Genomic DNA, 23,466 nt, shown 5'->3' with positions numbered 1-23,466 from the left:
ACCTTTACCGGATAGACTCCAGCGGCTACTCTTTCGTTGGTGTATATATTGGGCTAGGGAAAGCCGTTACTTTATCAGATTTATTCTCCAATTTAGTAATTTTGGCCGTTCCTTTTTTATTTACGGCGTCAATGCGTAAAACGTTGTGCATAGGAACGTAAGTTTTTGTTACTTCTGAAAATTCATTTTTTAGTCTTTCATGACTGGGATCGACAACAACACTCGTGTGGGTATCCCACACAAAGTCGCCTATCTCGATAAAGCCAAATAAAGCACCTTGCATAAGGGTTTTTACATATAACTCGTAATGCTCTCCATTGCTGATGAACTTTACGCGATAAAGAATATCGTCTTTCGACATGGATGCTGCTCTTCACTAAAAAATAAAAATACTCCCGGAATCTGATCCGGCGTTTGGCTAACAATTTTACCTTGCTCCTAAAATGCGAGCAACGGTAGGAAACACATGGTAAACGTAAGGAGTTTAATGGTATTACGCCCAGTATCTGCGTTACCATTGTACCCACTTAGTTATACGGTGAAATTAAAATGATAAAAAAACTCCTTATAGGTAGTGCAATGACGGCAATGACATTTGCTGCAACAGCACATAACCACACATCGACAGATAATGCTTTCAACCCTGATACACAGCGAATTAAGTCTCACCTGTTTTTTCTAGCAGATGACTTGCTTGAAGGTCGTGACACTGGCTCTCGAGGCCATGAAATTGCGGCCCTTTACATCGCTACTGAGTTTGCAAAGTACGGTTTAACCCCAGCGGGCACCGACGGCTATATGCAGAACGTAACATTTCGCAAAGCCAACCTGGTACAAGAATCGCCAACCTTTTCCTTCACACAAAACGGTGAAACGGTAAACTTTGATTACCCGAAAGAATACTTAGCTGGCCCGAGCTTGCTTAATACTGATGCCAATGTAAAAGGCGAAATGGTATTTGTAGGTTACGGTATTGTGGCAGATGAATTATCGCACAACGATTACAAAGACCTTGATGTAGAAGGTAAAATTGTCGTTGCGCTTGCGGGTAAGCCAAATGACTTCCCCTCAGAGGAAGGTGCACATTTTGCGTCGGGTTATCAAAAGCAGAAATACGCTGTAGATAATGGCGCTATTGGCATGATTACCATTACTACGCCTAAAAACGAGAAAGTACGCCCTTATCAAAGCCGTTTGAACTACATTCATACGCCGCGCATGGCGTGGTTAGATGGCAGCGGTCAACCTGCGAACAGCTTTTCTCAGCTTAAAGGCGGCGCTTACATGAGCGAAGGGGCTGCACGTAAGCTGTTCAAAGGTGCAGAGAAAAGCCTTGATGACGTATACGCACAGCTTGAAGCTGACAAAGTACCACAAGGTTTTGCGCTAAATGGCGTGGTAGATATCAGCAAGAAGAGCGTTCACGACACCATCACAAGCCCGAACGTTGTGGGTGTACTAGAAGGTTCAGACCCAGAGCTTAAAGATGAGTACGTGGTTTTCTCTGCGCACTCTGATCACATTGGTTTTGCCAAAACCGTGAAAAAGGACAATATCAACAATGGCGCAATGGACAACGCGTCTGGCACGTCGGTAATGTTGGAAACCGCACGCTTGTTTAGCGAAATGAAAGAAAAGCCAAAGCGCTCAATTCTTTTCGTGTCGGTAACCGGTGAAGAGAAAGGCCTGCTAGGTGCAGACTATTTCGCCCGTAACCCAACCGTTCCTGTTACTTCAATGGTGGCAAACGTAAACTTAGATATGCCAATTCTGACCTACGAGTTTGCTGACGTTATTGCCTTTGGCGCGAACCACAGTGATTTGCAAGACTCTGTGGAAAAAGCGGCGGCGAATGCAGATATCGAGCTAAGCCCAGATCCGTGGCCAGAGCAGGCACTTTTCACACGCTCAGATCACTACGCGTTTGTGAAACAGGGTGTACCTTCAGTATTTATGGTGCCAGGTCTTAAATCAAAAGATCCTAACGTAGATGGCAGCAAGGTGTTCGGCCAGTTCTTATCTACGCACTACCACAAGCCTAGCGATGATATTAATCAGCCATTTAACTGGAATGCGGCAGAAACCTTCACAAAGGTTAATGCACAAATTGGTTGGACATTAGCAAACCAGAAGAACAAGCCTCAATGGAACAGCGGCGACTTCTTTGGGAATACGTTTAGTAAGTAGTGATTACTTAGGTTAAATTAGGAAAGCAGCATTTTTGTGCTGCTTTTTTCCTCTCAAGCAGATATTACAGTCGTAGCGAGCTCGTTTATGCGTTGGCGATGACTGATCTATCGCTGGCATTAACCTTTCAAAGCCCAACAGAAAGTGCTACTTTTTCGCGCTGAAACTGACTTCAGTAAAAATAGTCAAAATATAAACTGACGGAACTTTCCATATCGGCTTGGCGCTTTTCTAAAGATCACTTATGAACACAAAGAAATAACGCATAGCAATACTTAAGGGTTAAATCATGAAGAATACGCTTTCTGTCATTGTGATCACAAAGAATGAAGAAGATCGAATATCACGTTGTTTAAGCTCAGTAACACACATTGCTGATGAAATAATTGTCTTTGATAGCGGTAGCACCGACAAGACCGTTGAAATAGCTAAACAATTCACTGATAAGTTGTTTGTTACCGATTGGCAAGGCTATGGAATCCAAAAGCAAAGAGCGTTGGATAAGGCAGCGTGCGATTGGGTTTTATCAATCGATGCAGATGAGGAAGTAGATTCAAAACTTGCTCAAGAAATAACAAGCCTTTTAAATCAAGACGTTATTGAACACAATGCCTATAAGGTGAGGTGGAAAAACATCATCTTCGGTAAACCCACCCGATTTGGTAGAACTGCGAGAGCGTGTACTCGGTTGTTCAGAAGGCATGGCTCTAGATTTGATGGGGCTATTGTTCATGAAAAGGTACTTTTCGAAGGTGAGACTGGCGTAATTAAAAAGGGCTTCTTAAATCATTACTCTATCCGAGATTTTGAGCACCTGCTGTATAAAAATAGACTCTACGCAGTATTGATGGCTGAAAAGAAATTCGCCAAAGGCAAAAAGAGTTATGGAATACCGCTTGCGGTTCTTAGAGGGCTAATCACTTTCATACAAATATATGTATTCAGGCTTGGCTTTTTAGATGGTGGCAGAGGGCTTTTGTACGCCGTTATTTATGCACAGTATACTTTTAATAAGTATGCAGGCTTGTGGTCTCTCGAGCAACAGAGTAAACAATAACTACTAGAAGTAACCACGCTAGATGCTAAAGCAGTTACCAAAAGTTGACTGCAACAAGAAAAAGGCACTTACATGCGCCTTTCATTTTAGTAGCTCTTGTGTTTGTTTTACTTAAACAAACATCTGCTTAAACGCAGCCCATTGTTCGTTGAACTGTTCAGTAGGCTTACGAGTAAAGCCACTGCGAATAAAGCCATTAATGCGACCGTCAGTGTAGCAAATCATCATATTAGCAATAATTGCTTCATCTGCTGAAAGGGTTTTCCCTTCGCGCAGTTTGCGCTCTCTTAACACCTGTTTAAGCTGGGTTTCTAAACGCTCAAACAGTTTTGCAATGCGTGCACGTAATCGGTCTTGCTCACCCATTAGCGCATCACCATTTAATATGCGGGTTATGCCTGGGTTCTTTTCCGCAAAGCCTAAAATTAGGTGCAGTATAAGCTGGCAGCGTGTTAGTGAATCTTTTTCTTCATTCACTATTTTATTAATACGCGTGAAAAGCGTTTCTTCGATGAACTCGATAAGCCCTTCAAACATTCGCGCCTTACTGGGAAAATGGCGATAAAGCGCAGCTTCAGACACGCCAACTTTTTCCGCTAATTTAGCCGTAGTGATACGTTGACCTGGGCTGGTTTCTAACATTCCAGCAAGTGCTTGCAGAATTTGCGCTCTGCGATTGGTTTTTTTGACAGCAGGCATGACGAAAGTATTTCCTCCGCTACCGAGTTAACGCAACTCGGGCTCCATGTTAAGTTGGCTTACGCCAAAGCGTTTATATTTATCGTTGTTATTATCGACACTTAATAAGCATCTGTTAGTTTTAATTGTTTAAAGCGAAACGTTCTGCAATAAGAGCGAGCAGTTGACCCGCTAGCTCATCTTTACTGGTAGCTGGCAAGCGTTTGTCACCATCTTGCCAAATAACATGTAAGGCGTTTTTATCGCTGTTAAACCCAAGACCTTCTGTGGTGATGTCGTTAGCGGCAATCATATCTAATTTCTTTTTAGCGAGTTTTGAGCGCGCGTAATTTTCCACATTTTGGCTTTCCGCTGCAAAGCCAACGCAAAATGGTCTGTCTTGTCTGTTGGATATCGTTGCTAGAATATCAGGGTTTTTAACAAAAGTAAGTGTTAACTCATCACCTGTTTTCTTAATTTTGTTGTCAGCAATGCTCACAGCTTTGTAATCGGCAACCGCTGCAGTGCTGATAAAAATATCTGTAGCAGGTGCTAGCTTTTCACAGGCATTGAGCATCTCGTCGGCTGTGGTTACATTAACACGAGCGCAGCTGTAAGGTGTATCAAGTGTCACTGGCCCTGCCACTAAAGTCACCTTCGCCCCCGCCAACGCGGCCGCTTGCGCAATCGCAAACCCCATTTTGCCCGAACTGTGGTTTGAAATATAACGTACAGGGTCTAAGGGTTCTCTTGTTGGCCCTGCGGTAATAGTAAGGTTTTTGCCAACAAGAGAGTTTAGCGTGTGAGAGGTTGACGGTGAGCTTTTGCTATCACTGTTCAATATTTCTGCAATATCGACGGGTTCTACCATTCGCCCAGAACCCACATCTCCGCATGCCTGCTCACCACTCGCTGGGCCTATAAATGTAACGCCGTCGGTTTTCAGCGTATCAATATTGCGCTGCGTAGCCACAGCTTTCCACATTTGCTGGTTCATAGCCGGCGCAATATACAGCTTGGCTGTTGTTGCTAGATACAAAGTAGTAAGCAAATCATCTGCCATGCCGTGGGCTAGCTTAGCCAGTGTATTGGCGGTAGCTGGCGCGATAAGCAGTATGTCGGCCCACTTGGCTAATTCGATATGCCCCATGGCCGCCTCTGCAGCCGGGTCTAAAAGGTGCTGGTGAACAGGGTTGCCCGACACGGCCTGTAGTGAAAGGGGGCTGACAAACTCTGCCGCAGAATTGGTAATCACTACGCGTACATTTGCACCAAGTGCAGTAAGCTTTCGCACCAAGTCGGGGGCTTTGTAAGCAGCAATGCCGCCTGTAACGCCTAGCAAAATGTTTTTATTAGCAATAGACATAAAAGAATACTAAATCTAGAAATTACCCATAGCCTACCATGGGGATAAAAAATCGGATAGCTGAACAAAAGTAGATCCTTCTTTCATGCACGGTATTTATACATCGCTTATTTACCGCAAAGAACAAACTGGCCTTTTATTCAGTCGTCAGCGTGGCGAGATTCAATTATAACCACAGTTTTACTGAGCTGGTGGACCGTCAAATATGTCGATAAAAGTATGGCCAAAAAGTGAAAGGCCAAGAGAAAAGCTATTGCAGTATGGTGCAGAGAACTTAAGTGATGCTGAGCTTATTGCCGTGTTATTGGGTAAAGGAGTTAAAGGAAAAAACGCAGTATCTGTAGCACATGAATTACTCAATGAATTAGGGTGCTTGCGCGGTGTGGTAACGGCAACGAAAGACGAGTTTGCTAAAGTAACAGGCATTGGCCCGTGTAAATATGCCCAGTTTCAAGCTGGCTTTGAAATATTTAAGCGCAATTTAGAAATTAAGCTTCAGCGGGAAGACGTGTTTAATAATGTGGATGATACTAAGCGCTACTTACAAGCCAAATTAAGAGACTGCCAGCGGGAAAAATTCGCGCTTTTAATGCTAGATAGTCAGCATCAACTCATCGCATTTCGCACTATGTTCAACGGAACGATCAATAGCGCGGCGGTATATCCCAGAGAATTGATCAAACAAGTAATGATCGACAATGCAGCCGCGATCATTTTAGTCCATAATCATCCCTCAGGCGTAGCAGAACCAAGCCATGCGGATATTCGTCTAACAACAGAGATCAAAAGTGCAATGGCATCGATCGATGTGCCTGTTCTCGATCATTTTGTGGTTGGAGACAAAGAAACTATTTCATTCGCACAGCGAGGCTTGCTAACATAAGAAATCTAAGTCATTTATCGATTACAATCTAGTCAAATGGTTGAAAATGATTTAGTATAGGATTTAGTGGGTAATTTTATTAAAGGACTGTTATGAAGAAGTCAATTATTGCATTGTTTGCAGCTGCCACTATGGCAGCAGGTGTTAACGCACAAGATGGCGAAGGTGGTGCTGGTGCAGGTGGTGCGGGCGCAGTAAGCGGTGGACTAATCGCTACTGGTGTTGTTGCTGCTGGTATTATCGCTGGTGTTGCTAACAATAACTCGGCAGACGCGCCAGGAAATGGTGGTACTACTCCAGGTCAACCTACTTGTGAAGGCGACGATCCACTAGTAGACGGCGTATGTGTTGGTACAACTAATACTGTTACCGTAACTACTTCTGGTACAAGCACTGTAACTAAAACAATTACTGTGCCTGTTACATTTACTTACGCGCCGACCGTACAGTAAATTTAAGAGTATTCGAAAAAGCCGCTTTTATTAGCGGCTTTTTTTATTTGTATCGCAAAATAATTTGTTTTTAGTTTTAGTCGGCGTACCTTAATGAAACTACACATTCTATCGGCCATTCTAGGCTTTATTTGCCTTTCTCTTTCTGGGTGTTCCACTACAACACTCGCCTATTACAATACGCTCAAACTCGCTTTAAAAGACAGAACCGTTACTTATACTGTTGAAGAAATTGCTGCCAGTAAAGCCGATCTTATGCAGATAAAAGCCGGTGAGCGCGACGGAGCATCTTTAGCTTTGGCGTACATCGACGGCGACAAATACAAATGGGTATCAGGTGATAAAGTTATCTTCACAATGCACCACGGTATCATCGTTAAAACAGAAGGCTTAGACAGCGACATCTACTACACCGGCAACTTACAGCACAATCCACTGGCAACGAATAATGTTTTGCCATTTAACTGGAAGCGCAAGGTCGATATCGCAACTATCGGTTATGGCATACCTGTAGACTCGTCATGGCGAATTGAGGGTGAGGAAACTCGCGAATACCTTGGGTACTCTGTGCCTGTAATTAAGGTTGTTGAGCGCGTATCATTTTCAGAATACACCCCTTTTATCGACGTGGGGCTATCGTGGGAAAATACCTACTTTTTGCATAAGTACTCCAAAGAGTTGTTGGCCTCTAAGCAGCAATTTAGTCCAGAGGGAGACGTATACGATATGGTCTACCTAAGTCGAATTGTGCGTGAAATGAACAAGCAAGGAGCGACGCAATAATGAAGTTTATCTCTACGCTTATTGCGGTATTGAGTATCACTATATCGGGGTCGCTATTGGCTGACGAAGATACCGTTAGCATTATGATTAACAAGCAAACGTATCAGTTTGATAGACCAATAAGACTGTCGAGTGCGCTGTCTATCGTTGCTGATAACGGCGACTGGTACTGGCCTAGTGCATCTGCGTTTGACTTAACTAACCCTAAAGCCGAGCGCGAAAAAGAAATCGCGTTGTCCCAAATTAGAACGCTTCTCACACAGTTTGATAAAGACTCTGAAACTCACGTTGCGTTACAGAATTTATACGAGCAAGTGGCGTCATGGACAGTGTCAACCCGTATCGACATGCCCATTTCCTACAACCGGGCCAGACTGTTCTTTGAAGACAACCCTATGTTTCAACCGGGTAAGTATTGGATTCGCTTAAACGGCAGACCGAATGTGGTGCATTTCTCTGGCGCTGTAGTAAAACCAGGCGCCTATAAGCATCAAAGCGATACCTCGGTCTATACCGCAGTACACACTGTTAAAAAGGCAGTAGATGCAGACAGAAGCCATGTCTATGTGATTGATCCAAGAGGCAACATTGAAGAGAAAGGTATTGCTTACTGGAATTTAGACTTTGCTCAGCTTATGCCAGGCAGTCAGGTTTACGTGCCTATTTCTTCAGAGCTTTTCAGCGACAAACTAAAGCAACTTAATGAGCGCGTTGCCGCGTTAGCAGTACATAGGGTTTTACCTCAATGAGTGCGCCACTACTTTCTAAGAAAACAACACTTGCGCTTGTAATTGGAAGCGCACTTTCTTCTACCACGCTCGCCGATACGCAACTTCGCGTTACGCCATCTCAAATGGTGCAGGGGGGGAACGGTCTTATTCAAACGCCTACCGCACGTATGCGTGAAGAAGGCGGCATGGCCATTAACTATACCGACAATGGCGAATACCGTTTTTGGTCGGTCAATATTCAGCTGTACGACTGGATGGAAGCAACAGCGCGCTATACCGACGTGCGTACGCGATTATATAGCCAAGTTGATTCGTTCAGTGGCGATCAAACCCTTAAAGATAAAGGTTTAGATGTCAAATTTAGGCTGTGGGAAGAAAGCTACTATTTACCCGACATTAGCGTGGGCTTTAGAGATTTCGGCGGTACTGGCTTTTTTGAAAGTGAATACGTAAATGCCAGTAAATCGGTAGGCCCGTTTGACTTTCACTTAGGTGTTGGCTGGGGTTATTTAGGAACCGCCGACGATATCACTAACCCATTTTGTGAGGTTAAAGATAGCTTCTGTGAACGCCCTGGCGGATTCTCAGGCCGTGGTGGTAAAGTCGATTACGACCAGTTTTTTAAAGGTACTACAGCGTTCTTTGGTGGCGTAGAGTACCAAACGCCTTGGGAGCCACTAACTTTAAAGCTGGAGTTCGAAGGTAATGATTACTCTCGTGACAGAGCTGGGCGACTAGAGCAAGACTCACGCTGGAATGTGGGCGCGGTTTACCGCTACAAAGATTTTGACTTCTCGCTAAACTATCAGCGAGGCAATACCATCGGCTTTGGTGTTACCTATCGATTCAACATGAATACGGCATCGCAAATCAAGTTTGACGACGACCCGCGAAACCTGATGGGTAGAAACGCCCCTTCTGATGTTAAAGACGTGAATAAGTCTCGACTCTATAACGATTTGTACAACTCGGGCGGTTTTATCTTGTCCGATGCCGAAATTAAAGAAGACAGTGCGACTTTCTACGGAACGCAGGTTAAATATCGCGATCAAGATGAAGCAATTGAGCGAGTAGGTCGCGTAGCTGCATCAGAACTGCCTGATAGCGTAAAAACTTATCACATGGTAGATAACCGCGGCGGCCTGCCAATGGTCGACACGCAAATAGATGCCGAAGCATTTATCTCTGCCGCGCGCTATGAGTCAGTAGATGCCGACATAACCGAAACCTACGTAAGAACGTCGCCTTCTAAAGAGGTATTGGAAGCGTATGACCCTGAAAATACGTCAGGGCTTTTTTACAGCGCCGATTTCTTCTTCACCCAGTCGTTCGGTAACCCCGAAGATTTCTATTTGTATCAAACCGGGTTGTTGCTAAACGGCGGCTATGCGTTTAATGAAAACTTCTCGGTTATGAGTAGCGCGCGAGTAACGCTACTTGATAACTTCGATAAGTTTAATTACTTGGTAGACGGTGAAGACGTATCCTTACCGCGTGTACGTACCCGAGTACGTGAGTATGTATCTGAAAACGATGTGTGGTTAGACACGGCATTTTTACATTACAAAGACAATGTTGCTGAAGATACGTATTTCCAGGCGTATGCAGGTTACCTAGAAACGATGTTCGCAGGTGTGGGGGGCGAAGTGCTCTATCGCCCTGTAGATAGCAATGTCGCCTATGGTATAGATATCAATTACGTGAAACAGCGTGACCCTTATAGCCAAACAGGGTTAGAAGATTACGACGCCATAACCGGTCACGCCAGTGTGTATTGGCAGCCGGAATTTCTTGATGATACGCAAATTACGGTAAGCGCAGGTCAATTTTTGGCGAAAGACAAAGGCGTTAATATCGACTATGCCAAGCGCTTTGACAGCGGCATTATCGTGGGTGCGTATGCGGCATTTACCGATGTATCTTCAGAAGAGTATGGCGAAGGCAGTTTCACCAAAGGTTTCTATATTTCCATTCCTACCGACTTGTTCCTATTGGAGCCGTCGAAAGGCCGTGGTCTATTCCCTTGGGTACCTATTTCACGTGATGGTGGGCAAATGCTTCGCAGGCCATCTCGTTTAATTGATTTAACAGAAACAAGGTCGCCTTTTTACGACTAACGAAATAAACGCCACTTCATGTGGCGTTTTTTTAGTTTTTTCTGGGCACCGCCACGCTAAAATATAAATTCAAATAGCGTATTTATTCATAGCCTAAATGCGAAAGGAAAAGTACAATACAGCACGCAAAAAAAGAGGGGTGGTGGTATTTTGCGCAAAAATAGTACGTAAAAGTAACCTTTTTGTACTTTCTTATTGAAATGATCCTGCCTTTGCTGTATAAAATGCGCCCTCTAATTTATAGTAATACGTCATTTGACCCAACCACTGTTTGAGCGCTTGGGATTAACTGACGCGACAGTTATCGTTGTTCTGGAGACAAATACAATGTCAAGAGTATGCCAAGTAACAGGTAAGCGTCCAACGGTTGGTAATAACCGTTCACACGCACGAAATGCGACTCGTCGTCGCTTTTTACCAAACCTTCAAACACACCGTTTTTGGGTTGAGAGCGAAAGCCGTTTTGTTAAACTACGTTTGTCTGCTAAAGGCATGCGTATCATCGATAAAAAAGGTATCGATTCAGTACTAACTGATATCCGTGCCCGTGGTGAGAAAATCTAAGGAAGCCGACAATGCGTGATAAAATTAAACTAGTTTCTTCAGCAGGTACAGGTTTCTTCTACACCACTGATAAAAACAAGCGTAACATGCCTGGCAAAATGGAGATCAAAAAGTATGATCCCGTTGTGCGTAAGCACGTTATGTTCAAAGAGGCCAAAATCAAGTAATTAGCTTGCTTTTGTCTCCACGAAAACCCAGCCTTTGCTGGGTTTTTTGCTTTTTGATACTTTTACCTTCCCAAGCGTAGACTTTGATCTAGCGCGATCCACCTAGCCATACATGAATGATCCCACGTTTTTCAACGATCGCAGTACGGTAAGTCAGTGTATTACTTAACGCCTATAGCCTTTTACTGAATTGAATTAGCTAATGCACGAATGAGGTATTACTATATTGCATTATCTTTGGGTTCATATTTCGCGGGTATAATACGTGGCTAGAATTTCACAGCGAGCAATGAATAACGTGGTCATCATAGCTATGCTTGTCATGATTGCATTGTTTAATTTAGATAGCTTACGTCCACAAAAAAACGTTGTGGAAACCCGCAGTTTGCTACCCGAAAATGCTTATGTGTTAAAAATTGAGCACGATGGACATAGCTTAGAGCGCATAGGGCAACAGTGGCGTCAGAAAGGGCATACCGAAAGCCTTGCCATTACACCTGACGTGCAGTTTTCTCATTGGCAGCGTGGTGTACTTAACCCGGTCACAAAGGTGCCGGCCGATCTTAGCCAGACACAGCCCTACATTGTGGTTGCTTGGCTGGCGGGTAACAGCAACGGGCTGGTTTACGCTATCTACCCAAATACCAGACCTACCGTGATCAAATTCGAAAATAACTGGTACACATTAACTAATACAGATATCGATAATTTATTACCTTGGACATTGTAAATGCCTGAATTACCCGAAGTTGAAGTAAGCCGTTTGGGCGTCTCACCACATCTTATTGGCAACACGATTACCCGTGTTGTGGTTCGCGAGCGAAGAATGCGTTGGCCTATTCCACAAGAGGTGGCCAAGGTTGAGGGGCAAAAGGTCACGGCCGTAAAGCGCCGCGCTAAATATCTATTGATTGAGACAGCGCAGGGTACGCTAATTTTACACTTGGGCATGTCGGGTAAACTACGGGTTATCGACGCTTCTACCCCAGTGATTAAGCACGACCATGTGGACATTGTGCTTAGCACGGGTAAATGTCTGCGCTTTAACGACCCTAGACGCTTCGGTGCCGTGCTGTATCAAGCGCCAGATACACACATTCCCATGCTTGATAATCTTGGGCCTGAGCCCCTTACAGACGATTTTGACGATACGCGCTTATTTACCCTGTCACGCAACCGCAAAGGCCCAGTGAAAAACTTCATTATGGATAATGCTATTGTGGTGGGGGTTGGAAATATCTATGCAAACGAAGCGCTATTTTTAGCGGGTATCGATCCAAGGCGTGCCGCCGGTAATATCAGTGCAGCCCGCTACAAGTCGTTAACCGCTACAATAAAGCAAGTGTTGGCAAAAGCCATTGAACAGGGCGGCACTACGTTAAAAGATTTTGCGCAAACAGATGGCAAGCCTGGCTATTTCGCCCAACACCTTAATGTCTATGGCCGAAAAGGAGAGCCATGCGAGGCGTGTGGTAAGGCGATAGAAAGCAAAGTAATCGGGCAGCGCAATACCTTCTTTTGTACTCGCTGCCAACGTTAATACCGATAAATGCCTGTTACAGGCATTTAGTTTTTCTTACCTAACCTGTCTCTTAACGCTTGCTCTACTACAGGGTGGCAGAAACCGCTTACCGCGCCGCGATGAAGGGCCACTTCTTTTACTAGCGTTGAAGAAATAAACGAGTTTTCTTCAGCAGGGGTGAGGAACACGCTTTCTAATTTTGGGTTCAAGCGACGGTTCATGTTGGCCAATTGAAATTCATATTCAAAGTCCGATACTGCACGCAGGCCTCGAATCAAAATAGTCGCATTTTGCTCATCGGCGAAATCAGCCAACAGGCCTGTAAAACCCACAACTTCGACATTAGGTAAATCTGCCGTTACCTTCTTAATCATTTCTACCCGTTCTTCCAACGTAAATAGTGGCTTCTTACTCGGGTTTGAAGCAATAGCAACAATCACATGAGAAAATAACTGAGATGCGCGTTCAATAAGGTCTGCATGACCATTTGTTATAGGGTCGAAAGTACCAGGGTAAAGTGCTCGTGTGTGCATAAAGTCGAATCTTATCGTTGTAGAGGGTTTATGTGTTCAACAAAGGTTAATGTACCACAATAATGACGAAAGTAGAGCGGGCTGCCAAAGGCTTCCCGTGTGCCACTATCGAGAAACTGCATTTCGATAGCCGTCCATGCACCAAGCCCAATGCTTTTCTTCCCAATGAAACACGGGGTTTTTCGCTTTCTCTTTGTGTAGCGAGCGCAATAAGCGGTCAAGGTTACTTTGCTTCCAGCTATCCCCTTGGCGCTTTGAACAACGGTCAAAATCGATAAGCCAAATCTCTTTATCACTATCAATCATGATATTTCGTACGTTTGCATCGTGGTGATAAACTTGGCAATTATGCATAGCAGCAAGTGCATGGCCTACTTTGTGCCACGCTTCTTCAGACAAAGGCTGGTTACACAGTACATGGTGTAGGTCTTGGCTGTCAGGAATGTTTAGGGTAATAAGGTCGCCCCGATAAATGAGGCCTCTGCGATGAATACGTGCAGCAACCGGCACAGGCACGCGCAAACCTTGCGATTGCATGTGTTCAAGTAGCCTAAACTCTTCGAATGGGCGTGAACGTTCAACACCTAAAAACAAATATTGGTCGCTAAGTATCTTTCCAACTAGGCCGCCACGCATGAAATGGCGCAAAACCCAGCGCTGGTTTTCATGCTCAATGAAAATGGTTGTACCACGTCCTTTCGCTTGACCTGTTATTTTGTTTTGCTGTTGCCAAAACTCGGGGTTAAACATTTCCGCGTGGGGCTGTTTGACCAAGGTGTCGTCGAAAATAAAATGGTGCCCAGCACCTATGTCTCGTCGTATTGTCGCCATGTTGCCCACAACTTATGGTAAATTTCACATTCTAATGATTTATTTTGGTTTTTCAGCAACGATAGAGCTTCTGTGGGAAAAAAGATTTGTTTAATGCGCTTATCAGCCATAGGTGATGTGTGTCACGCCGTTGCCATGGTAACTCGAATTCAATCACAGTGGCGCGATGCTGAAATTACATGGGTAATCGGAAAAGTGGAGTATCAGCTCGTTAAGCTGATGCCAAACGTGCGGTTTATTATTTTCGATAAATCACAGGGCAAAGCTGCTGTTGAATCGCTAAAAGCGGCTGTGGCAGGTGAAACCTTCGACGCGTTACTTATGATGCAGGTGGCGCTTCGGGCTAATATGGCCTCGCGCGTTATTAAAGCAAAGCAGCGCATTGGGTTTGACTGGTCGCGCAGTAAAGAGCTGCATTGGCTATTTGCCAACAAACGGGTTGCTGCGACAAAGCACGCACATGTGCTTGAAGGTTTCATGGATTTTGCCGATGCACTGGGTGTACCCAAATCTGACACGTTAACGTGGAATATTCCTGTCACCCCTGAAGATGCGCGGTGGGCAGAGGAACAAGCAAAGGCGCTTGGAAAATATGTGGTTATTTCACCAGCTGCCAGTAAGGCGGAAAGAAATTGGTTACCGCAGCGATACGCCAGTATTGCTGACTATATCCAAGAGTCTGGCGTCAACGTGATACTATGCGGCGGCCCGGGTGAATTAGATCGCAAAACCGCCGATGCGATTAAAGCAGAGGTCAAACATCCGGTGAAAGACTTCACTGGGAAAACGTCACTTCATCAGCTACTCATGTTGTTAAAGCATGCTCACTTGGTGATTGCGCCAGATACAGGGCCGGCCCACATGGCAACCACGGTAGGAACACCGGTTATTGGGCTTTATGCACACTCTAACCCACGGCGAACAGGGCCTTATCACAACCTTGAAAGGGTGGTGTCAGTCTACGATGAGTGTATCGAAGTGCAAAAAGGAAAGCCTTGGAAAGCCCTGCCATGGGGAACACGGGCCAAAGGTAGCGAGTTAATGGAAAAAATATCTGTGGAGATGGTAAAGCAAAAAGTTGAACCATTTATCGCTTAATTTATTTTACTGTAAGGTAAAACAACCAATTATTATCTACACTTAGCGTTGCTAAGTGAACCTCCGAAACAACAGGGAGTCGTTACTGAATGAAAAAGCCCGCTTTGCGATGGCTATCCAAAGTTCTTGCTTATAACCGCCTTACACTTGTACTGCTAGTATTGGCAGGGCCTATTATGGCAGGGCATAAAGTAAAGGCTTCAGAACTTAATGTCATGGTGAACGAAAGTGTGATGGTAGCAGAGCTTAGCCGCTCTGAGCTTCGTCAGATTTTTACTGGGCAAAGACAGTATTGGAGCGACGGCACAAAAATTACCGTATTTGTTCTGCAAGACAGAGACGAACTGCATAAACAGTTTTGTCGCGATATACTCCAAATGTTTCCCTATCAATTGTCTCGTCTGTGGGATCAAATAACCTACTCTGGACAGGGCCTCACGCCTGTTAGGGTAACCTCGTATCAAGCGTTGATTGACGCATTGGAAAATACCACCGGTGCAATTGGTTATGTAGAGCGTACTGATATTGTGAAGCTACGACGCGTAGAGGTAGATTTAAAATGAAAAAGACCATTACTTTTGCGCTTTGGTTAATGAGTTCATGCGCCGCAGCCTCCCACTCTGACTTCTCATGGCACGGCTATGTTGCGCAAGGCGTGACGCAGTCGAAAGGCAGTAGCTTTATGACTGACGATGATAAAATAACGGGTGAGCTTACCGAAATCGGCCTAAATGGCTATTATCAACTAGCTAAAAATGTATCTATTGCCGGGCAAATCAATTATCTCGACGGTGGCAATCGCTTTGAACAAGGTGCGCGCCTAGATTATCTATTTGTCGACTGGAAGTTACCGGATTTATCGGAAAATTGGCGTGGGCAAATTCATATAGGTCGCTATAAAAACAAGCATTGGTTGTACTCAGTAACCCGTGATGTGCCTCAAACGCGCTATACGTCGGTGCTTCCTCAATCGGTTTATTTCGATGGTTTTCGCGACGTGGCCTTGGGCAGTAACGGCATCCAAGCAAACTTTTCTCACCTAGGTTCTCACTACAATTGGGATCTAAACTGGAGCTATGGCCGCTCTCATATCAACGACACCCAGCGAGACTTTCTTTTAGGGAGCGATGCAAACGGCAAAATAAAACAAGACTTTGTGCACCAAGCGAGCGTGTTTTTACAGCCCTCATCACTCACCTGGAAAGTAGGGGCTAGCTGGCTTAACTCAGATTTTCGCTATACGCCTTCATTAAATGACAACCGTCTTTCTGGCGAGGCGAATATCGAGCGTTTAATGTTGTCTGCGCAGTATTTTGCTGAAAACTGGGAGGTGTCCGCTGAGGTTTTACGAGAAATCCAAGACAGTAAAGGGCTATTTGCCCCCGACTTTGCCGAGAAGCGACGCGGCGAGGGAGGCTTTGTACAGTTTAGGTATCTATTTAATAACGACCTAAGTGGTCTTATTGGCTTTGATACCTACGTCAACGACGTATCAGACAGACAGGGCAAACAGTTAGAAGCACTGTCAGGTGGAACGATCCCAGCCTATTTTGGCTACCAAGACACCTACACCATAGGCTTGCGATGGGATATCGCGCCAAAATGGCGATTACAGGGCGAATATCACTGGGTAGAAGGGGCAACTCGCGTGGTCAGTTTGTTAAATCGGGACGTGGTATCTCATGCAGACAAATATTGGGAAATGTGGTCACTGCAGCTGATGTACTGGTTCTAAGGGTAAAAAATGAAGGTCCAGGTATCTTTTACCACCAAAACCATCCTTATTTTATTGGCGATGGTATTAACCGTTGCTATTGTCATTTCGACAGTGCTGATCCAAGAGTCCGAAGCTCGGGTGTTGCTCGAGCAGCGGGAAAGCCAAATCAGCAATCAGCGACGGGTTCAGCTTTTCGAAGATATTCTTCACGGGCGTATGATCACGCTTATTGATGTTATTAGTCGTAAAAAAGGCACCTATTCCAATAACCTAAACGAACTGCAGCAGTCATTGAGTAATTTAAGCGAGTATTTAACCCTCAACTTTCAAGTAGAGTCGCTTTTATTATTCGATGAGTTTGGCGTGGTAGGCACACCAAATCGTCCAATAGACAACACAATTGAACGGCTTGTCGATACAACACGAGCAACGTTTGAAAGTCGCTCGCTATTGGTTTGTGACAATGTATGTACACACTACATCTCCATTCCTGTTATGGCGGACAGCGACACAATTCCTATCATTGTAGTTTCCACATCAATGCGTGAGCTTTTGTATTTGTTCAGCCGCGCAACAGATGTGCATAAAGTTGCCATTGTCCAAGCTAAAAAAATGCCGGCAGGGGAAACAAAACTAGCTGTAGCTAGCCAAGTTTCTGCGGCAAATCGACAGTATCTGCAATCGCTTTTTGATGTCTTGCCAGAGCAATGGCGTATCGATGATTTAGTGATAAAAGGCTTAAATGTAGTGCTTGATAACCAGCAACTGCTTGTAAGCTTATTGCCCTTTGACCATGCCTCTGGCGATCATCCTTACTTGCTGATAGTACAAGATGTATCGGCTATGGTACGACAAAACGAGCAGTATCAATATGTGGTTATTTCAAGTGCCATTGGGTTATTCCTGCTGTTCTCATCACTGCTTTACGTATTTCTAAATCAATACCGAATCAGGTTATTAAATATAAGTGAACGCTTACCAATGCTGGCGGAGCATAAATTTAAAGAGTTCTATACTATTGCAGCAAAACGCAGAAAATCGCCTATTTTTAGGATTACTGATGAACTCGATGTCGTAGAAGAGGCGGCGAATAACCTAGCTCGTCAGCTTGAAAGCTTTGACGGTCAAATGGCAATAAATACCGCGAAGCTCGAAAAGATGGCTATGTTTGACGTGCTTACTGGCCTGCCCAATCGAAATATGCTGACTTTTCAAATTGAAAAGCAGTTGGCCAGCTCTATCCGCGATGACAGGTTAGTGGCGTTAATGTTCATGGACTTAGATGACTTCAAAAAAGTTAACGACAGCCACGGCCACGATGTGGGCGATAAGTTATTAAAAGCGGCAGCCATGCGTATTTCTCGTCCCATTAGAGATTCTGATATCGCGTCGCGTTTCGGCGGTGATGAGTTCGTTATATTGCTATCAAACATAGAAAGTAAACAGCACGTCGATAAAGTCGCACAAAAAATTATCGATGAATTCATAGATCCAATCATTGTGGATGGCGTGACATTTTATGTGTCTATCAGTATCGGTATTGCTATCACTAGTCACTCGCGTGCAACGCCGGTAGAACTGTTACGTCATGCAGATATCGCCATGTATGAAGCGAAAGCCAAAAAAGGCGCTGCGTTTAAGGTCTACAATGCCACAATGAACTTAAAAGTGATGCAAAAAGTTGAGTTGGAGTCTGAGGCGCGCGAAGCGTTAAGGGATAACCAATTCAGCTTGGCTTTTCAGCCACAAATCGAAATGCACACTGGGAAGCTGATAGGGTTTGAAGCGTTACTGCGTTGGTATCACCCTAAAAAAGGGCACATTTCACCAGCTCAGTTTATACCGCTGCTTGAAAATACGTCTTTTATGCTAGAGCTAGACTATTGGGTGATAGCACGCTCTACTCGCATAGTTCGCGATTTTAAAAACAGTGGTTATCCCGATATTAAGATTGCTATTAATCTCTCAGCCGGGCAGTTTTTAGACCCCACTTTGCCTGAGTTTTTACAACAGCAAATCATTAAAAACGATATAGCGCCCAACCAAGTTTGCCTAGAGCTTACCGAAACGGTGCTGGTGTCCGACATTAAACGTGCAACGAGCATCATGAGAACCATTCGAGAAATGGGGTGTATGCTGGCCATTGATGACTTCGGAACCGGTTATTCCTCGCTTAGCTATTTAAAATCGCTACCGGCTGACTATATTAAAATTGATCGCTCGTTTGTTGCGAATATTGCTAGCAGTGCCGACGACAGGAACATTGTTCATTCCACCATTTCCATGGTGTGCAACATGGGAATGCAGGTGGTAGCCGAAGGCATAGAGACCAGTGAGCAATACGAACTGCTGTGTCATTTCGACTGTCATATCGGACAAGGCTACCTTATAAGTAAGCCCATTTCAGAAACTAATATTTGGGACGTGTTAAATGACAAAGTGGAATATAACGTCTGGAAAGACTTCACCTAGCTATGCGTTAACACCTTGCCCGTAAACCCTGTTCGCGCAAGTGTGCTGAATAATTTACAAACTTGGTCGACAAACCCATTAAATACAGCGCAAGGGTGTGTACCCTTTAATGTGCTTTCATTAAACTACGCGTTTTATACCTATATTCGGAGAATGGCATGTCTGCGGCGTTTATTTCTCATTTGCAATCGCAAATTGAAGCCACGAAAGAAGATGGTTTGTACAAAAAAGAGCGTGTAATTACCTCACAACAGCAAGCTGATATTGGCGTTGCTGGCGGCGAACACGTCATTAATTTTTGTGCGAACAACTACCTTGGTCTAGCAAATAACGAAAGCTTAATTGAAGCAGCGAAAAACGGCCTAGATAGCCATGGTTTTGGTGTAGCATCTGTACGTTTCATCTGCGGTACTCAAGACATCCACAAGCAGCTAGAAACCTCAATCAGCGACTTTTTAGGTACAGAAGATACTATTCTTTACCCGTCGTGCTTCGACGCCAACGGGGGCTTGTTTGAAACGCTACTTGGCCCAGAAGATGCCATCATCTCTGACGCGCTTAACCACGCCAGTATCATTGACGGCGTACGCTTGTGTAAAGCTAAACGCTACCGCTACGCGAATAACGACATGGCGGCGCTAGAAGAGCAGCTTAAGCAGGCCAATGCCGATGGCGCGCGCTTCAAAATCATTGCCACTGACGGTGTTTTTTCAATGGACGGCGTTATTGCCGACCTCGCTTCTATTTGCGATTTAGCCGACAAATACGACGCTATGGTAATGGTCGATGACTGTCATGCGACAGGCTTTCTTGGCGAAAACGGCAAAGGCAGTCACGAATACTGCGGCGTAATGGGCCGTGTAGACATTATCACCGGTACTTTAGGTAAAGCCCTTGGCGGTGCGTCTGGTGGCTATACGTCAGGTAAAAAAGAAGTAGTGGAATGGCTGCGTCAGCGTTCGCGCCCTTATCTTTTCTCTAACTCAGTTGCGCCACCTATTGTTTCAGCGTCACTTAAGGTGTTTGAAATGATGAAAGAAGGCGATGAGCTACGCGCAAACCTATGGCGTAACGCAAACCACTTCCGCAAGCGCATGGAAGAAGCGGGTTTCACCCTTGCGGGTAAAGATCACGCTATCATTCCTGTCATGCTAGGCGACGCTCGCTTAGCCAGTGAAATGGCTGACAAACTGCTGGAAAAAGGCATTTACGTTATCGGCTTCTCATACCCTGTAGTGCCAAAAGGCCAAGCCCGAATTCGTACGCAAATGTCGGCAGGTCACAGCCTTGAACACGTTGATAAAGCCATAGATGCATTTATCGAAGTAGGCCGTGAAATGGGAGTAATTTCATGAAATCGCTAGTAAAAGCGAAGGCGGAAAAAGGCATTTGGCTGCAAGACACGCCAAAGCCGGAAGTCGGGCACAACGACCTGCTGATTAAGATTCGCAAAACCGCTATTTGCGGTACCGATATGCATATCTACAACTGGGATGAATGGTCACAAAACACCATTCCCGTGCCTATGGTCGTCGGTCACGAATACGTAGGCGAAGTAGTGGGTATGGGGCAAGAAGTAAAAGGCTTCGAAGTAGGTGACCGTGTGTCCGGTGAAGGTCATATTACCTGTGGTCATTGCCGAAACTGCCGTGCTGGCCGCGTACATTTGTGCCGCAACACCGAAGGTGTGGGTGTAAACCGCCCGGGGGCCTTTGCCGAATATTTAGTTATTCCTGCCTTCAACGCGTTTAAAATTCCAGACAATATCAGCGACGACCTAGCGTCCATATTTGACCCATTTGGTAATGCTGTTCATACCGCGCTAAGTTTCGACTTAGTAGGCGAAGACGTACTTATCACAGGTGCAGGACCTATCGGCATTATGGCGGCTGCGGTCGCCAAGCACGTTGGTGCGCGTCATGTTGTGGTTACCGATATCAACCGTTATCGCCTTGAGCTTGCTAAAAAAATGGGTGCTACTCGCACTGTTGATGTCAGTAAAGAAAACCTACAAGACGTTATGGATGAGCTGGGCATGTCAGAAGGCTTTGATGTAGGCCTAGAAATGTCGGGCGTGCCGGTAGCCTTCAGAGACATGCTGAACAAAATGAACCACGGCGGCAAAATAGCCATGCTAGGTATACCGCTACAGGATGTGGCTGTCGACTGGAACCAAGTTATTTTCAAAGGCTTGGTAATAAAAGGTATTTACGGCCGTGAAATGTTTGAAACCTGGTACAAAATGGCAAGTTTGCTGCAGAGCGGTTTAGACCTGTCGCCTATCATCACACATACCTTTTCTATTGATGACTTTCAGAAAGGGTTTGATACTATGGGGTCAGGACACTCAGGTAAAGTTATTCTGGACTGGCAATAATGACAACATTTTCACACATTAGCGTCAACGACGTTGCTAACTTTCAAGGCGACGTAACCATTGTGGATATACGCGATCCTCAATCGTTCGCTAATGGACACATGCCGAACGCGGCACCGTTAAACAATGACAACTTTGCCGCGTTTATCGAACAAACGCCCAAAGACATCCCAGTGGTTGTAGTGTGTTACCACGGCGTTAGTAGCCAACAGGCAGCACAAGTGATCGCACAGCAGGGCTTTGAAAGCGTTTATAGTATGGACGGTGGTTTCGAAGCGTGGCGACTGGCGAATCCGGTGGTAACGGCATAAGTTACATCATGCAGGATGTGACGTAAGAACATAACAAAGGTGCACACGGTGCACCTTTGTTTTATGCTTTGCAGAACTAATACATTCCAGTATAAAGGTGTTACGCACCGCACCCACATTATACGTAACATTGCGTTTATCTATTTTCTGCTTTCGGGGTAACAAAAAGTCTATGGGTCATCCTTTAATTGCGTTTAATCAACAAAGTCCAGCGCACCTTCTCGCTAACTACTTAACCAGTCAGAACATTACGGCCAACGTTGTTCAAAGCGATAAAGAATTCGTGGTAGTACTTAACGAAGATGCGCATATCGACCGCGCAAAAATCATAGCGGAAGACTTCTTAGCGAATCCTACTCACCCTAAGTATCAGCAGGCTGCGTGGGACAGCGGTAAGAATGTGCAGCTTGCGCCCTCAGGCAGCGGCTTTTCTATGGGCAATATTATTACCGATGCGGTCAAAGCGCCTTTCACGTCAGTGGTGTTTATACTGTGCGTAGCGGTGTATGGCTTGTCGTTACTTGGCATGTTCGCGCCTATTGCCCAGCATTTACTTATGCAGCCGTTTTCTGTTTTGGCACAAAATCAAGAATGGTGGCGTTTACTCGGTCCGGCGTTCATACACTTTTCGGCATTACACATCATATTTAACCTGCTTTGGTGGGCCATGCTAGGGGCCAAAATTGAACGGACCCTTGGCATGAGCATGTTGCTCATTGTGTTTATCGTATCGGCAACTATATCCAATGCGGCTCAGGCTATTTTTAGCGAACCGGTGCAGGGTAACTTGTATCTATTTGGCGGCTTGTCAGGCGTGGTTTACGCTGTAATGGGGTTTGTGTGGTGGTTAGGGTGGCTACGCCCAAGCTGGGGCTTGTCGCTACCTAACTCTATTGTGGGGTTTATGCTGGTGTGGCTGGTGCTCGGTTATGCCGATATCTTATGGGTAAACATGGCGAACGCGGCGCATACCGCAGGACTGATTTCGGGTTGCCTATTGGCGGCAACATTAAGCCTTGGCTCGGGCAAGCGTTAATTACCAAACTCTCTAATGAGAGCCGGATGCCTAATAGCACATCATTGAACCATTCATACTAAAAAGCGAGCGCATTACACCGGCTCGCTTTCTATTTTTACTTACCCGTTACTCAGCGCACTAGCCGCCCTGATACAAGTACTTGGTAAAGATAACGTTCTTTATAACTTCACCACCGGTTTCTTGTTGCATATGCTCTTGAAGGGCTTTAAGAATGGCGCGGCGAATATCTTCGCGCCCGGTAAGCGACTTCACTTTTTCTGCTGGCTGTTGGCCAAATATTTCAATGGCGGTAGAGCGCAGTAATGGCATGTGGTGTTCCGCAATTTCAAGCTCGTTCACATCGTGAATCATTAGCTCAACCGATACCCGTACGTAACCTAATTTTTGAGCGCTATCGCTAATGTAGTTGGTAACAATTTCTGGTTCTAAACCTAAATAGGCATAATTGGCGTTATCTTGAGCCACTGCCAAGTTTCCACCAAAAAGAAAGAAGCTAAGCGCAAATACACGTAAAACTAAAGGCTTAAGCATAGTGAAGTCCGAAACACCAAAGTAATAAATTCACTGGATAGTGTAGCAAA

At 45.0% G+C, this 23,466-nt stretch carries 25 protein-coding genes; 19 read left to right on the top strand and 6 right to left on the bottom strand.

Features of this window, described 5'->3' with window-relative positions; translation table 11 throughout:
- Positions 1–25: 25 nt before the first annotated feature.
- Complete coding sequence (locus tag ACX5J7_RS09980; protein WP_020742584.1) at positions 26–361, bottom strand: DUF1820 family protein; 336 nt, start codon at positions 359–361, stop codon at positions 26–28.
- 188 nt (positions 362–549) lie between these two features.
- Between ACX5J7_RS09980 and ACX5J7_RS09975 the strand changes: the two genes are divergently transcribed.
- Together ACX5J7_RS09975 and ACX5J7_RS09970 are read left to right on the top strand one after the other, a co-directional pair.
- Positions 550–2,187 (top strand): M28 family metallopeptidase, encoded by a 1,638-nt coding sequence (locus ACX5J7_RS09975; RefSeq protein ID WP_278384394.1) that lies wholly within the window; start codon positions 550–552, stop codon positions 2,185–2,187.
- A 289-nt stretch (positions 2,188–2,476) separates the two neighbouring features.
- Positions 2,477–3,244, top strand: a complete 768-nt coding sequence (locus ACX5J7_RS09970) for a glycosyltransferase family 2 protein (protein WP_012516567.1) — start codon at positions 2,477–2,479, stop codon at positions 3,242–3,244.
- 111 nt (positions 3,245–3,355) lie between these two features.
- Here ACX5J7_RS09970 and slmA read toward each other — a convergent pair whose 3' ends face one another.
- Together slmA and coaBC are read right to left on the bottom strand one after the other, a co-directional pair.
- Positions 3,356–3,943 (bottom strand): nucleoid occlusion factor SlmA, encoded by a 588-nt coding sequence (gene slmA / locus ACX5J7_RS09965; RefSeq protein ID WP_012516568.1) that lies wholly within the window; start codon positions 3,941–3,943, stop codon positions 3,356–3,358.
- Positions 3,944–4,064: 121 nt separating this feature from the next.
- A complete protein-coding gene (gene coaBC, locus ACX5J7_RS09960) occupies positions 4,065–5,288 on the bottom strand; it encodes a bifunctional phosphopantothenoylcysteine decarboxylase/phosphopantothenate--cysteine ligase CoaBC (RefSeq protein WP_012516569.1) in 1,224 nt (407 codons plus the stop codon).
- A gap of 205 nt (positions 5,289–5,493) precedes the next feature.
- Between coaBC and radC the strand changes: the two genes are divergently transcribed.
- The 9 genes from radC to mutM all read left to right on the top strand — a co-directional run bounded on the left by radC (position 5,494) and on the right by mutM (position 12,525).
- Positions 5,494–6,171 (top strand): RadC family protein, encoded by a 678-nt coding sequence (gene radC, locus ACX5J7_RS09955; RefSeq protein WP_012516570.1) that lies wholly within the window; start codon positions 5,494–5,496, stop codon positions 6,169–6,171.
- 92 nt (positions 6,172–6,263) lie between these two features.
- On the top strand, positions 6,264–6,623 hold the full coding sequence (locus ACX5J7_RS09950; RefSeq protein WP_012516571.1) for a hypothetical protein: 360 nt from the start codon (positions 6,264–6,266) through the stop codon (positions 6,621–6,623).
- 93 nt (positions 6,624–6,716) lie between these two features.
- Complete coding sequence (locus ACX5J7_RS09945; protein ID WP_015065856.1) at positions 6,717–7,406, top strand: YjbF family lipoprotein; 690 nt, start codon at positions 6,717–6,719, stop codon at positions 7,404–7,406.
- The gene (locus ACX5J7_RS09940) at positions 7,406–8,155 is read left to right on the top strand and encodes a capsule biosynthesis GfcC family protein (RefSeq protein ID WP_015065857.1); all 750 of its coding nucleotides are present in this window, start codon (positions 7,406–7,408) and stop codon (positions 8,153–8,155) included. The genes ACX5J7_RS09945 and ACX5J7_RS09940 overlap by 1 nt, the downstream gene beginning before the upstream one ends.
- Positions 8,152–10,254, top strand: coding sequence for a YjbH domain-containing protein (locus ACX5J7_RS09935; RefSeq protein WP_015065858.1), 2,103 nt, complete (start codon positions 8,152–8,154; stop codon positions 10,252–10,254). Before ACX5J7_RS09940 ends, ACX5J7_RS09935 begins: the two co-directional genes overlap by 4 nt.
- A 327-nt stretch (positions 10,255–10,581) precedes the next feature.
- The gene (rpmB, locus tag ACX5J7_RS09930; protein WP_012516576.1) at positions 10,582–10,818 is read left to right on the top strand and encodes a 50S ribosomal protein L28; all 237 of its coding nucleotides are present in this window, start codon (positions 10,582–10,584) and stop codon (positions 10,816–10,818) included.
- Positions 10,819–10,829: 11 nt separating this feature from the next.
- On the top strand, positions 10,830–10,985 hold the full coding sequence (gene rpmG / locus ACX5J7_RS09925; protein WP_012516577.1) for a 50S ribosomal protein L33: 156 nt from the start codon (positions 10,830–10,832) through the stop codon (positions 10,983–10,985).
- A 265-nt stretch (positions 10,986–11,250) separates the two neighbouring features.
- Positions 11,251–11,715, top strand: coding sequence for a hypothetical protein (locus tag ACX5J7_RS09920; RefSeq protein ID WP_015065859.1), 465 nt, complete (start codon positions 11,251–11,253; stop codon positions 11,713–11,715).
- Positions 11,716–12,525 carry a bifunctional DNA-formamidopyrimidine glycosylase/DNA-(apurinic or apyrimidinic site) lyase gene (mutM, locus tag ACX5J7_RS09915; RefSeq protein ID WP_012516579.1) on the top strand — a complete coding sequence of 270 codons (810 nt, stop codon included), beginning with the start codon at positions 11,716–11,718 and terminating at the stop codon, positions 12,523–12,525.
- A 26-nt stretch (positions 12,526–12,551) separates the two neighbouring features.
- On the opposite strand, the gene coaD is transcribed toward mutM, so the two are convergent.
- Entirely contained in the window at positions 12,552–13,040 is a 489-nt protein-coding gene (gene coaD / locus ACX5J7_RS09910; RefSeq protein ID WP_012516580.1) for a pantetheine-phosphate adenylyltransferase, read from the bottom strand.
- A gap of 105 nt (positions 13,041–13,145) precedes the next feature.
- Positions 13,146–13,871 (bottom strand): 3-deoxy-D-manno-octulosonic acid kinase, encoded by a 726-nt coding sequence (locus ACX5J7_RS09905; RefSeq protein WP_012516581.1) that lies wholly within the window; start codon positions 13,869–13,871, stop codon positions 13,146–13,148.
- A gap of 93 nt (positions 13,872–13,964) precedes the next feature.
- Between ACX5J7_RS09905 and ACX5J7_RS09900 the strand changes: the two genes are divergently transcribed.
- From ACX5J7_RS09900 to glpG, 8 genes are all read left to right on the top strand, one after another.
- Positions 13,965–14,969 carry a glycosyltransferase family 9 protein gene (locus ACX5J7_RS09900; RefSeq protein WP_012516582.1) on the top strand — a complete coding sequence of 335 codons (1,005 nt, stop codon included), beginning with the start codon at positions 13,965–13,967 and terminating at the stop codon, positions 14,967–14,969.
- 89 nt (positions 14,970–15,058) lie between these two features.
- A complete protein-coding gene (locus ACX5J7_RS09895; protein ID WP_012516583.1) occupies positions 15,059–15,532 on the top strand; it encodes a hypothetical protein in 474 nt (157 codons plus the stop codon).
- Positions 15,529–16,704 (top strand): TonB-dependent receptor, encoded by a 1,176-nt coding sequence (locus ACX5J7_RS09890; protein WP_462835243.1) that lies wholly within the window; start codon positions 15,529–15,531, stop codon positions 16,702–16,704. Before ACX5J7_RS09895 ends, ACX5J7_RS09890 begins: the two co-directional genes overlap by 4 nt.
- A gap of 9 nt (positions 16,705–16,713) precedes the next feature.
- Complete coding sequence (locus ACX5J7_RS09885) at positions 16,714–19,158, top strand: putative bifunctional diguanylate cyclase/phosphodiesterase (protein WP_020742591.1); 2,445 nt, start codon at positions 16,714–16,716, stop codon at positions 19,156–19,158.
- A gap of 158 nt (positions 19,159–19,316) precedes the next feature.
- The gene (locus ACX5J7_RS09880; RefSeq protein WP_012516586.1) at positions 19,317–20,513 is read left to right on the top strand and encodes a glycine C-acetyltransferase; all 1,197 of its coding nucleotides are present in this window, start codon (positions 19,317–19,319) and stop codon (positions 20,511–20,513) included.
- Positions 20,510–21,535 (top strand): L-threonine 3-dehydrogenase, encoded by a 1,026-nt coding sequence (gene tdh, locus ACX5J7_RS09875; RefSeq protein WP_498707016.1) that lies wholly within the window; start codon positions 20,510–20,512, stop codon positions 21,533–21,535. The genes ACX5J7_RS09880 and tdh overlap by 4 nt, the downstream gene beginning before the upstream one ends.
- Positions 21,535–21,846: a thiosulfate sulfurtransferase GlpE gene (gene glpE / locus ACX5J7_RS09870; protein ID WP_012516588.1), complete on the top strand. Its 312-nt coding sequence runs from the start codon at positions 21,535–21,537 to the stop codon at positions 21,844–21,846. Before tdh ends, glpE begins: the two co-directional genes overlap by 1 nt.
- A 172-nt stretch (positions 21,847–22,018) precedes the next feature.
- Positions 22,019–22,882: a rhomboid family intramembrane serine protease GlpG gene (gene glpG / locus ACX5J7_RS09865; protein ID WP_012516589.1), complete on the top strand. Its 864-nt coding sequence runs from the start codon at positions 22,019–22,021 to the stop codon at positions 22,880–22,882.
- A 120-nt stretch (positions 22,883–23,002) separates the two neighbouring features.
- Here glpG and ACX5J7_RS09860 read toward each other — a convergent pair whose 3' ends face one another.
- Entirely contained in the window at positions 23,003–23,416 is a 414-nt protein-coding gene (locus ACX5J7_RS09860; protein ID WP_012516590.1) for a flagellar basal body-associated protein FliL, read from the bottom strand.
- Positions 23,417–23,466 lie beyond the last annotated feature (50 nt).

Source organism: Alteromonas infernus (assembly GCF_902705815.1).
This window is presented reverse-complemented; position numbering and strand designations above follow the sequence as displayed.

What these genes read in the sequence shown, in the direction of transcription:
- slmA (WP_012516568.1), bottom strand. Translation starts at nt 3,943, where the DNA reads ATGCCTGCTGTCAAAAAAACCAATCGCAGAGCGCAAATTCTGCAAGCA.
- rpmG (WP_012516577.1), top strand. Translation starts at nt 10,830, where the DNA reads ATGCGTGATAAAATTAAACTAGTTTCTTCAGCAGGTACAGGTTTCTTC.
- glpG (WP_012516589.1), top strand. Translation starts at nt 22,019, where the DNA reads ATGGGTCATCCTTTAATTGCGTTTAATCAACAAAGTCCAGCGCACCTT.
- ACX5J7_RS09980 (WP_020742584.1), bottom strand. Translation starts at nt 361, where the DNA reads ATGTCGAAAGACGATATTCTTTATCGCGTAAAGTTCATCAGCAATGGA.
- ACX5J7_RS09970 (WP_012516567.1), top strand. Translation starts at nt 2,477, where the DNA reads ATGAAGAATACGCTTTCTGTCATTGTGATCACAAAGAATGAAGAAGAT.
- coaBC (WP_012516569.1), bottom strand. Translation starts at nt 5,288, where the DNA reads ATGTCTATTGCTAATAAAAACATTTTGCTAGGCGTTACAGGCGGCATT.
- ACX5J7_RS09940 (WP_015065857.1), top strand. Translation starts at nt 7,406, where the DNA reads ATGAAGTTTATCTCTACGCTTATTGCGGTATTGAGTATCACTATATCG.
- ACX5J7_RS09890 (WP_462835243.1), top strand. Translation starts at nt 15,529, where the DNA reads ATGAAAAAGACCATTACTTTTGCGCTTTGGTTAATGAGTTCATGCGCC.
- ACX5J7_RS09880 (WP_012516586.1), top strand. Translation starts at nt 19,317, where the DNA reads ATGTCTGCGGCGTTTATTTCTCATTTGCAATCGCAAATTGAAGCCACG.
- ACX5J7_RS09945 (WP_015065856.1), top strand. Translation starts at nt 6,717, where the DNA reads ATGAAACTACACATTCTATCGGCCATTCTAGGCTTTATTTGCCTTTCT.
- ACX5J7_RS09905 (WP_012516581.1), bottom strand. Translation starts at nt 13,871, where the DNA reads ATGGCGACAATACGACGAGACATAGGTGCTGGGCACCATTTTATTTTC.
- rpmB (WP_012516576.1), top strand. Translation starts at nt 10,582, where the DNA reads ATGTCAAGAGTATGCCAAGTAACAGGTAAGCGTCCAACGGTTGGTAAT.
- coaD (WP_012516580.1), bottom strand. Translation starts at nt 13,040, where the DNA reads ATGCACACACGAGCACTTTACCCTGGTACTTTCGACCCTATAACAAAT.
- radC (WP_012516570.1), top strand. Translation starts at nt 5,494, where the DNA reads ATGTCGATAAAAGTATGGCCAAAAAGTGAAAGGCCAAGAGAAAAGCTA.
- ACX5J7_RS09950 (WP_012516571.1), top strand. Translation starts at nt 6,264, where the DNA reads ATGAAGAAGTCAATTATTGCATTGTTTGCAGCTGCCACTATGGCAGCA.
- glpE (WP_012516588.1), top strand. Translation starts at nt 21,535, where the DNA reads ATGACAACATTTTCACACATTAGCGTCAACGACGTTGCTAACTTTCAA.
- ACX5J7_RS09885 (WP_020742591.1), top strand. Translation starts at nt 16,714, where the DNA reads ATGAAGGTCCAGGTATCTTTTACCACCAAAACCATCCTTATTTTATTG.
- mutM (WP_012516579.1), top strand. Translation starts at nt 11,716, where the DNA reads ATGCCTGAATTACCCGAAGTTGAAGTAAGCCGTTTGGGCGTCTCACCA.
- ACX5J7_RS09975 (WP_278384394.1), top strand. Translation starts at nt 550, where the DNA reads ATGATAAAAAAACTCCTTATAGGTAGTGCAATGACGGCAATGACATTT.
- ACX5J7_RS09860 (WP_012516590.1), bottom strand. Translation starts at nt 23,416, where the DNA reads ATGCTTAAGCCTTTAGTTTTACGTGTATTTGCGCTTAGCTTCTTTCTT.
- ACX5J7_RS09935 (WP_015065858.1), top strand. Translation starts at nt 8,152, where the DNA reads ATGAGTGCGCCACTACTTTCTAAGAAAACAACACTTGCGCTTGTAATT.
- ACX5J7_RS09900 (WP_012516582.1), top strand. Translation starts at nt 13,965, where the DNA reads ATGCGCTTATCAGCCATAGGTGATGTGTGTCACGCCGTTGCCATGGTA.
- ACX5J7_RS09895 (WP_012516583.1), top strand. Translation starts at nt 15,059, where the DNA reads ATGAAAAAGCCCGCTTTGCGATGGCTATCCAAAGTTCTTGCTTATAAC.
- tdh (WP_498707016.1), top strand. Translation starts at nt 20,510, where the DNA reads ATGAAATCGCTAGTAAAAGCGAAGGCGGAAAAAGGCATTTGGCTGCAA.